This is a genomic window from candidate division TA06 bacterium B3_TA06 (genome assembly GCA_005223075.1).
Classification (GTDB): Bacteria; Hydrothermota; Tepidihabitantia; order B3-TA06; family B3-TA06; genus B3-TA06.
This window is the reverse complement of record NJBO01000003.1, coordinates 56,047-65,163: the sequence shown is the minus strand read 5'-3', so window position 1 is coordinate 65,163 and position 9,117 is coordinate 56,047. Positions and strand designations below refer to the sequence as shown.

Here is a 9,117-nt window from a genome sequence, read left to right as displayed (position 1 = left end):
ACTGAAGTCCCGCGCTACATGTTGTTGTCTAAAAGAGAATAGGAGAAGGGGTACTCCTCCGGAGAAGAAACCAAACCACGCCGCACAGGGTTGTTGAGAATGTATTCTATGACCTTTGGGGTGGTTTCTTCCCGCCGCAGGATGCGCTCGAAGTAATCTTCCTGCCATAACTTTTCGCCTTCAATCTGCTTCCACTGATAGCCGCTTTTCTGTTTGAATATCTTCATGAACCGGCGGAGATCGGATTTCTCATTAACACCTTCGACAAGGATGTGCAAATGATCCGGCATGAAACACCAGGCCCAGACCGTGAATCCTTCCTGCTCAGCGGTTTCTTTCAGAATGTCAGAGACGGTTCTTACGCGCCCCTCGCTGGTGAATGCCTGCTTCTGGTTATGCGTGCAGATGGTCACGAAGTATCTGTAAGCACCCAGGTAATCGAAAGACTTGAGGCGTATTCGCTTCTTCCTCATTGGGTTAGAGTAAATCAGACCATGTTTTTTGTCAACCTAACCTTTCCTTTTCGTTGAGTTTTATTTAGCGGGACTAAAGTCCCGCACTACATGTATAGCACACAGCATGTAGTGCGAGGCTCAGCGTGCCCCTTGAGCGCTTTATGCGCTCATAGGGTATTAGCCTCGCTAAAAATAAAGGCGGACCTAAAGGTCTGCGCTACTAATCTCACTGACCACCAGAGCTTACAACCCGATGGGCTCAAGACCAAATTACTTCTTGCGCTTCTTTTTGCCGCCGGCTTTTTTCTTCCTAGAGGTCCTTTTGGTCGCCTTGGCGGTTTTCTTCTTTATAGGGGCTTTTGCCTTTCCCATGCTTCCTCCATTACATTAAAGAGCGTTTACCTCACATAGAGGCAGTAAGCTTGCCTCCTTAGGGTAGAAGTATATGGGACAAAGCTTCCCTGTCAATCCCCGCTTAGTTGATCAGTTGGCTGGTCGATCCAGGGTGCCCTGTGATATAAAAGATAGGGGCCGACCTGAAGTCGGCCCCTATCACTTTCTCTCGATCTCGATCAACTAACTGTCAAGAATGACGAGAAAGGTATCTTTTTGTTTTACCAGCGGTTTCCACCGCCTCTGGAGAAGCCGCCGCGTTCGCGTGGAGGGCGGGCTTCCTCTACTCTAATCTGGCGGCCCTCGTGCTCTGTTCCGTTAGTGGCTTCAATGGCCGCCTTGGCCTCCTCGTCATTCGGCATGTCTACAAAAGCAAAACCGCGAGGGGCGTTAGTGTAGCGATCTCTGGGAACCGCTACCTTACTTACTTCCCCGTGTTCAGCGAAGATCTCGCGTACCTTTTCCTCCTCGTAGGAGCGGGGAAGGTTTCCGACGAATAAACGCATCTATTTACTCCTTATTGGTGCCGTTGGTGGCACCTCGAACGTTATATTATAACCTTTTTAAGGAGGGTGTCAACCCTGAGTTGTCGCTAAGCATCGGAAAGGAAACAGGTTAGAACTCCGTAACTTCAACGGTCTGTGGCTGAGAAGATCAGAAGTATCCGGTTAATCTCAAAATTCCGCCCTTGACTGGTGCAGCGCCAAACTCCGATTCTTCGTCCCCGAAGGAGATCAAACCGAACGCGGATAGATCAAGGTTGTCGGCGAGGTTCAGGCTCAATCGAGGGATTACGATACCGGAGCCATCCACCGGGCTCACGATCGCGGAGATGCCCACATTATGGAAGCTTATAATCGTCTGATCCGCGCCAACATATAACAGATGCTGCCCCATCGCTTTACGAAGCCCAGATGCCCTCTCCAGCCAACCGGTGAAGGTGTAGTCATCTGCAGAGTCAAAACCTCTCCCGTAGTAAAGATACTCGGCCATAACGTGGGTGCGAAAGGTGAAGGTGTGATCGGCACCCACTACAAACTCAGCGTAACTCAATGGATCTTCTTCATATAGGTTATATCCGCCCTCGGCCCACAGGCCGATGTTGCCTATCTCACCCGCGAACTGACCGCCCAGCATCAATCTTCTCCGAGTTGTATCTGGAGTTGTGGTGGTGTCCCAGAGCCAGGCGCCGATTGCGGCAAGGTCGAAGCCTAAAAGATTCTCCTTGAGCCTTAAGATCGCCATACTGCTATCCGGTCTGCCCCGCAACACACCAATCACTTCCGCTCCTCCGCCGTATCTCCACGAATACGAAAGCCTTAATGCGTTCTCGCCGTCCCTGCGATAACTGGGATCGTACGCCAGCCTGGGGGCGATGATCTCGGTGGGATTCCACACATATCCCGTGCCCCAGGCCAGGGGCTGCTTGCCCAACCTCACCACCAGCCTCTTCCATGAGATGGACATGTAGGCATTTGATATGCGGAACGAGGGCTCCAGCTTATAGTCGTATAGAGATCTGAGGGAATCGGGGATCATATCAGCCAGGGAATCAGGCACAAAATCCAGCAGGTTGACATCAACCGATCCGAACGGAAGCGAGGCCTCGGCATCTGCGTGCAGGAAGGATGATGAGCCCAGGTCGCCTTCCACCGAGAAGAGAAGATTGTTGAGATCAAGAATCGAGAAGTTCTTGATGTGCTGGACACTTAACACGTTCTCGTATTGACCGTTGATCTCTACCTGCCCGTAACTCACACCAACCAGTCCCAGAATCAATAATGACCTATACATCTTCACGGATGAACTCCTTCAGGTGCTTGGTCTGGTTAAATAACGAAAGCGCGTACCCCCGGGGGGTGTGCTCAATTATCGAATAGGAGGCAGTTTCCGGGTGCAGCTTCCAGAAGTAGGGGGCAGGGATGCCTAAGATACCGGCAATCAACGGCTTGAGCACCGCACGGTGGGTCACCACCGCGAACCCTCCTCCCATCCTTTCTTTGGTAATTCTTACGAGCGTGGCAACAGCCCTTTCCTGTACCTGGGACAGGGTTTCGGCACCCTTCATCTTTAGCTTCTCCGGTTCACTGCGCCACAGTCTGAATTCTTTGGGGAATCGCTCGGCGATTTCTTTCTTAGGCTTACCCTCCCAGGAACCAAGGTGGATGTTATTAAAGCCCTGTTCTACGATCGGCTCAATCCCTTGACTTCTACAGATCGCCTCAGCAGTTTCCATAGCCCTGGAAAGTGGACTGGTGTAGACCGCGTCGAACTTTACGTCTTTGAGTTCTTCAGCCAACCAGATGGCCTGCTTGCGTCCTACCTCGTTTAAGGGAAAGTCATATCTGCCTCTGAACAGTCCTTCCCGATTGCCGGCACACTCTCCATGTCTTATCAAATAGATTGTTGTCCGCATATCTAACTTTAACTCCGGAAGGGCCTTATGTCAACTCCTGAAATCCCAATATCTTAATCCTGTCAAGAGCATGAACATCGCGGCCTCCCACGATTCACTTGACATCTTTTTGAAAAAGACTATATTGAGGGAAGCAGGTTCTTTTATGTAAGTGGGGGCTGCTCGATGCAGCCGAGGTTAAAACAATCAAGAGGAGGTAGGCATGAAGAAAAACGTGTTTTGGAGTGCGGTGCTGGTGGTGTTGGTTATGGGCGCTGGGTTTGTCCTCTACGGATCGGGTGAGAACCAGTGGTCGGATTATGCAGTCGGCGGCATACTGATGTCTGTCCTTGATGACTCCGAACCCACCCATACTGTCGGGCGCTTTCAATTCCCCGCGTTGTCCGAAGAGGATACCTTTGCCACCTACGTGTATACCTACGGCGATGTGGTGATCTTTTCCTAGGCTGATTCGACCGAATTCCAGGTAGTAGACTCCGATGGTCAGTCCGTCTGGTTTGATACCTTGATGGAGGAGGAGTATAAACTGGTAAGCGATCTCGCCGCAGGTGTATACAGAATTATTGCCCCCAAAGGGTTTTCGGTTCTCAGTGGCGATCCGTTTATTGAAGGATTAGGCTGCTGGTACGCGGTGGATGGAAACAACAGCCCACTCAGTACCAAGCTCTATCTGTGGGGCCCAAAATCTCTTCTGTAAGCGATGCGGTTATAGCTGTCTTCGCCTATTACGATAGTACCCATGTCGTTGTTCGCGATATAGATGAAGGTGGAATAATATGGGAGGGCGATCTGGATAGCGCCGAGTATTATCTCCAAGACTCTCCGACTCCCCATCCCTTAATCTTCTCGGTTGAGTCAACCAAGCCTGTGTCGGCGGTGACTCTCAGCGGGCTCAGCGGGGTTGTAGGCACATACGCACCTGCGTTCAACGGAACCTTCACCGGTCAGGATTTCATTACCTATTGTCATAACTGGACAGAGGCATCTCAGGATTTGAACATCATCCCCTGGGAAGACGATGCAACGGTTGTCGTTACCGATCTTGATGATCCCGCTGATACGATCTGGCAGGTGGTGTGTCCTAAAAAGGGTGAGATCAAGGGAATGGATATGCCTCAGAGGATAGCCCTTTACATACATGCGGATAAGGATATCTCGGTTGCTCAGACTCCCTGGGCCAGCTACGGTGCAAGCATGATTGCCTTCTACATGGTTCGGGGAATAGACCGAGGCGGCACCGGTCTAGGAACAGAGTTTTATCTCCCCGTTGAGACATCACTTTCCGGAGGCGGCAGGGATTATTATTCTCGACTTCATGTTGTCGCATTCAAAGACAGTACGGAGGTCACAGTGACAAGGATTCCACGAGATGGAGGAGACAAAACAGAAATCTGGCAGGGAACTCTACACACAGGGGAGTACTACCGCTACACCAGTGCACTTGGCGACGCAACAGCCCATGCGATCTACCACGTGATGGCTTCCAATAAGGTGGCTACGATTGCGAGCTGTGGAGATGATAAGGGTTCGGATTTCTTCCCCGTTGCGGATCTTGCGAGGATAGGCATTTCCGAGGAGCCGCCCGTAACACCCGTAACACATCCATCCAATTGGCGGCTCTCAGCTTCGGTCGGACGTCAAATCGTCCTGCAATACTTCGATATGCCTCAAGGCTTCCACGCCAGCTTCGCTGTCTTCGACGCGGTGGGCAGAAAGGTGGATGAATTGCACGTCAGCGGATCATCCGGCACAATCACCTGGCCCGTAACACACCACTCGCCCGGCGTCTACTTTATTCGCCTTCAATCTGCTAAGACGGCGACAAAAAAGGTCATCCTGCTGCGTTAGAGAAGGATAGAGGCTCAGCCGGGCCGACCTTCCCGTCGGCCCATGCGTCTTGTTGTCCTTAATGGTTAATTTGACTTTTCTCTCTTGCGGGCTATCCTTCAACTGAAATGGATCATCCCGGAGGATTTTAATGATAAAGCGTCTGGTTGTGCTGCTTCTTGCGGCAGGAGGCCTTTCGGCATTCGAGGATGTATCCTTCTCCGCACGCACCTTAGGCCTGGGAGGTGATCAGGTGGCAGTCGCTGATGATGCGTTCTCCGCTCTCACCAATCCTGCATTGCCCGCTAGATGGATGCGGCCGGTTACGGCTCTGTCTGCCACGCTGTACCGTTGGAATAGATACTGGAGCTTTAGCTATGTTCAGCCGGTGCGTGGCCTGGGCAGCATAGGGGGAAATCTCTTCTACTGGCATATCCCCGGCATGGCAGACAGGGGAAGCGGTGATGCAGATGCGCGCTTCTTTTGGGCCGTTCCCTTGGGGAAACACTTCAACTTGGGTGCGGCATTTGGCACTCATAGTATCTGGAGAAGCCCGGAGCAACCTGACCGCTACGCCTTTGAAGAGCGATTTACGAAAGGCGCTTTCTTTTCCATAGGCAGCTTGGTTTCTTTACCGAAAGGGCTTGGCCTGGGATTATCCGTGGTGGAGACGGCGTTTGATCTTTATTCATCCCCTATTGTCCATACCGGGATTGTCTGGGAACCGGTGCTTAATGGATCGGGACCCTTCTCATCCCTTCTTTTGGCCGGCGATCTGGCTTTGAGATTCAGAGAGAATGTCTTAAAGCTTCATTTAGGCACAGAGGCCTATCTGTTTCGCGATCATCTTGGACTGCGTGCCGGGATACGCTACGGGACGGATGAGCTTTCAGGCTTTTCACCCACCCTGGGCGTAACCCTGCGCACACACCGGCTACAGAAGACGGACTTCGAGCTTTGCTACGGCACGGCGTTAAACTACGGGGCTGCCGATACCTCGATGATTCTTCACCAGTTTTCCTTAAACGTCTTGTTCGGCGATGCCCGCAAGGCTGAGAAGGACAGTATCTTAGCAGAGCAGGCCGAGCGTGCAAGGCGTCTGCGTGAGGAGGCACTGGCGCGTGAGCGCGACCGCTTACGTGAAGAGCTTGATCAAATCAAAAAGGAGCGCGCTGCCCTTGAGAGGGAACGTGCGGATATCGAGCGTCTGAGACGTGAGGCGCTTGAAGAGGTGGGCCGTATCCACGGGCTTGGTATAGTGGATAGCGACAGCCTGGTTCGTATCACCGTGACCGAGCAGGCGATCCGCTTCGACGAGGGCTCGGCCCAGATACCTTTCCCCGAAGGATATCGAGTTCTTGCCAGGATTGGCGAGTTCCTTGCCAACTATCCGGGGAAGGTGTTGCGGGTCGAGGCGCATACCGATAACGTTCCTCTAGCCGAGGGGTTCAGAGAGAGGTATAAGGACAACCAGGCACTCTCTGCGGCCAGGGCCGAGATTGTAAGAAACTACTTCGTTGGGGTGGAGAGGATAAGTCCGAATCTTATCACCGCGAGGGGCTTGGGTTCTAAAGAGCCTGTGGCCTCGAACGAGACCGAGGAGGGGCGCGCTCTAAACCGCAGGATTGTAATCACGGTCTTTAAGTAAGCAAACACCTTACAAACCAGATCGGGTCCCCAAAGCAATGCGCAGCGTCGGTTTGGGGTAAAAGGAAGCGGCCCCCCCACAGGGGAGCCGCATTTTATGAGGAGGCATTGAATCTTAATCTAGTAGGCGCGGGTTGCATCCGCAGTTTGAGCCTGGCGGATTCTCGCCTCAAGCTTGCGGATCAACTCCTTCTTCAAACGCTCCTTTTCCTTCTTCTCTATGTTTAGCTTCATCACAACCTCCATTCGTTCTGGAGGGTAGCAAGCGTCGTGCCAGGTTGCCTTCAGTTAAGTTGCGTAATTTATAGAGTTGCAAAAGGGGCTCTTGGCAATCCATTTTTAGAGTTATCCTAATGGATAATTTCATAGCGGATTCTGAAAAGTATACTCGTCTTTGAGTCTCTCAGTAAAGTTGTCCAGAATCTGTCATCGGTGAGGGGGAAGTGTGTCCTCCCGGGTTGAGAGCTCTTTTGCAAGGTGGGAATCGAGTATCGTTCCTACAGCGATGATCCTTGAGCGGGTGGATTTCTTTCCTTCTCCCGTGCAAAAGACGATGTAGGAGCATTGATTTGATTGTCTTAAAGGCAGCAGGACAGAGAATTCTCCTTGTCCCTCGCTGATCCTACACTCCATATTATTTTCCTCATCTTCTGTTTTTGCGGTATCTTCCGTCTCATCCCTAATATCTCAAAAACATCCTACGCTTATTATAGATACTTTATATGCGAAGTCAAGTGAAAAGGAGTTTACTCATCCCCATCCGTTGCCTCGCATGCTGTAAGGAAGGCCTGGATTCGTATCCTTCTTCTTTTTGTTATTGGTGGCAGGGGGATTAGATCCCGGTTGATTCTACTCTTCGGGCGAGAAGTCGTCCTTGGACGCGCCGCACACCGGACATGTCCAATCATCCGGTAGATCCTCAAACGCGGTTCCAGCAGGGATGTCCGAATCCAGATCGCCTACCCCGGGGTCGTACACGTAACCGCACACGTTGCAGACGTAGCGCTTCATGTCGTTCTCCTTTGATTTTTTTCTTTCTTCTCTGTCTTACAATCTCCCAACAAGGGGCTTAAGCCCCTTGTCTGATGAAGGGATAACTGCTTACTGAGCTATTCATTTCCAAAACCTCCGATTTTTAAATCTCCTGCCAATGCAACTTATCATCTATATTACGCAAGGCGTGTTACGGGTGTTATCTCCTTGTGCGCGGAGCGTAAGCTCCGAATAATTATGAGAATGCCCCGAAGGGGTACGGGTACTGGGTTTTTCTTGCCTCCTGTGAGCGCTGCAACAGCCTGGTAGCGGCGTAGCAGACCTTTAAGAGGAAAGCCCTGTCCTCCTCCGAAAACGCATTCAGGGTGTTGGAGTCAATGTCCAGCTCCCCCATCACCTCGCCCTGTCTGAGTACGGGCAGTACGATCTCGGATTTGACGTGCGGGCTGCAAGAGAGATAGTTTTGCTCCCTGGCAACGTCCGGGACCATAAAGGTCTTCTTTCGCTCAGCGGCCTGCCCGCATATGCCGTAGCCGAAGGGGATGCGAACGTGTTCGGTGGGTTCGCCGGCAAATGGGCCGAGAACAAGTTCACGTTCCTTGTTGGGGTCTACCAGATAGAATCCTACCCAGTCGTAGTGGGGAACTTCTTCTTTGAGGAGATCACATACTGCCTGAAGCCTGGCATCGGCATCGTCGCCTGACTGTGCTTCAGAAGATGAAAGGGAAGAGTCAGGTTGTGTTACGGGACGCGTGGCCTGACTTACCTTGTGGATAAGGTTTGAGAAAAGCTCCTTTTTCTGTTCATCAGTCATTTTTTCCCTCCTTCATGTCGCACCACAGATCAACCGCCCTTCTCAGATGGGGGATTACGATAGAACCGCCCACCATTAATCCCACCATCAGGGCCTCCTCGAATTCGGCAGATGTAACCCCTTCCTCCTTGCATCTGATAAGATGGTAGGTGATGCAGTCCTCGCATCGCAGCACAAGCGAGGCCACCAGTCCCAGAAGCTCTTTGGTCTTTGCATCGAGAGCACCCTCTTGATATGTCTGCCAGTCGAGGTGATGGAACGTCTTCATATTCTTTCCCGCGAACTCCATCAGCTTCTTGTGCAGCCGCTCGCGCTCTTTTTTGAAATCTTCAATCCTGCTCATAGGCTAGTAATATATCCGAGCATAAGTGGGTGTCAAGCGCGGGGTGATTGTAGGTCGGTGGTTAGGGGAGATGAAGTTTCCGAAAGAAGGGTTAGTCATTGCGAGTCCTAACGTCGCAGGCGTCAGGAAGAAGCAATCTCAATGAGATTGTTCCGCAGCCGTCATCCTACGGAGCCACGCCACCTGCGGTGGCTCGCAATGACGGGGTGAGCAAGGCTTGTTGCTTAGC

General features: G+C 51.8%; 12 protein-coding genes. 4 read left to right on the top strand and 8 right to left on the bottom strand.

The window, feature by feature from the left end; genetic code table 11:
* Nucleotides 1-14: 14 nt before the first annotated feature.
* From CEE36_03060 to CEE36_03045, 4 genes are all read right to left on the bottom strand, one after another.
* Complete coding sequence (locus CEE36_03060; protein ID TKJ43680.1) at nucleotides 15-473, bottom strand: hypothetical protein; 459 nt, start codon at nucleotides 471-473, stop codon at nucleotides 15-17.
* Nucleotides 474-1,069: 596 nt separating this feature from the next.
* Nucleotides 1,070-1,354, bottom strand: coding sequence for an RNA-binding protein (locus CEE36_03055; protein TKJ43679.1), 285 nt, complete (start codon nucleotides 1,352-1,354; stop codon nucleotides 1,070-1,072).
* Nucleotides 1,355-1,502: 148 nt separating this feature from the next.
* Entirely contained in the window at nucleotides 1,503-2,627 is a 1,125-nt protein-coding gene (locus CEE36_03050; GenBank protein TKJ43678.1) for a hypothetical protein, read from the bottom strand.
* A gap of 7 nt (nucleotides 2,628-2,634) precedes the next feature.
* On the bottom strand, nucleotides 2,635-3,264 hold the full coding sequence (locus CEE36_03045) for a phosphoglycerate mutase (GenBank protein ID TKJ43677.1): 630 nt from the start codon (nucleotides 3,262-3,264) through the stop codon (nucleotides 2,635-2,637).
* A 202-nt stretch (nucleotides 3,265-3,466) separates the two neighbouring features.
* On the opposite strand from CEE36_03045, the gene CEE36_03040 reads away from it, so the two are divergent.
* The 4 genes from CEE36_03040 to CEE36_03025 all read left to right on the top strand — a co-directional run bounded on the left by CEE36_03040 (nucleotide 3,467) and on the right by CEE36_03025 (nucleotide 6,739).
* Nucleotides 3,467-3,709: a hypothetical protein gene (locus tag CEE36_03040; protein TKJ43676.1), complete on the top strand. Its 243-nt coding sequence runs from the start codon at nucleotides 3,467-3,469 to the stop codon at nucleotides 3,707-3,709.
* A gap of 63 nt (nucleotides 3,710-3,772) precedes the next feature.
* Nucleotides 3,773-3,961 (top strand): hypothetical protein, encoded by a 189-nt coding sequence (locus CEE36_03035; protein TKJ43675.1) that lies wholly within the window; start codon nucleotides 3,773-3,775, stop codon nucleotides 3,959-3,961.
* On the top strand, nucleotides 3,937-5,112 hold the full coding sequence (locus CEE36_03030; GenBank protein ID TKJ43674.1) for a hypothetical protein: 1,176 nt from the start codon (nucleotides 3,937-3,939) through the stop codon (nucleotides 5,110-5,112). The genes CEE36_03035 and CEE36_03030 overlap by 25 nt, the downstream gene beginning before the upstream one ends.
* Nucleotides 5,113-5,242: 130 nt before the next feature.
* The gene (locus CEE36_03025) at nucleotides 5,243-6,739 is read left to right on the top strand and encodes a hypothetical protein (GenBank protein TKJ43673.1); all 1,497 of its coding nucleotides are present in this window, start codon (nucleotides 5,243-5,245) and stop codon (nucleotides 6,737-6,739) included.
* Between the two features lie 425 nt (nucleotides 6,740-7,164).
* Here CEE36_03025 and CEE36_03020 read toward each other — a convergent pair whose 3' ends face one another.
* The 4 genes from CEE36_03020 to CEE36_03005 all read right to left on the bottom strand — a co-directional run bounded on the left by CEE36_03020 (nucleotide 7,165) and on the right by CEE36_03005 (nucleotide 8,888).
* A complete protein-coding gene (locus tag CEE36_03020) occupies nucleotides 7,165-7,371 on the bottom strand; it encodes a hypothetical protein (protein ID TKJ43672.1) in 207 nt (68 codons plus the stop codon).
* A 216-nt stretch (nucleotides 7,372-7,587) separates the two neighbouring features.
* Nucleotides 7,588-7,749, bottom strand: coding sequence for a rubredoxin (locus CEE36_03015; protein ID TKJ43671.1), 162 nt, complete (start codon nucleotides 7,747-7,749; stop codon nucleotides 7,588-7,590).
* A 217-nt stretch (nucleotides 7,750-7,966) separates the two neighbouring features.
* Nucleotides 7,967-8,545, bottom strand: a complete 579-nt coding sequence (locus CEE36_03010; GenBank protein TKJ43670.1) for a hypothetical protein — start codon at nucleotides 8,543-8,545, stop codon at nucleotides 7,967-7,969.
* Nucleotides 8,538-8,888 (bottom strand): hypothetical protein, encoded by a 351-nt coding sequence (locus CEE36_03005; protein ID TKJ43669.1) that lies wholly within the window; start codon nucleotides 8,886-8,888, stop codon nucleotides 8,538-8,540. The genes CEE36_03010 and CEE36_03005 overlap by 8 nt, the downstream gene beginning before the upstream one ends.
* Nucleotides 8,889-9,117 lie beyond the last annotated feature (229 nt).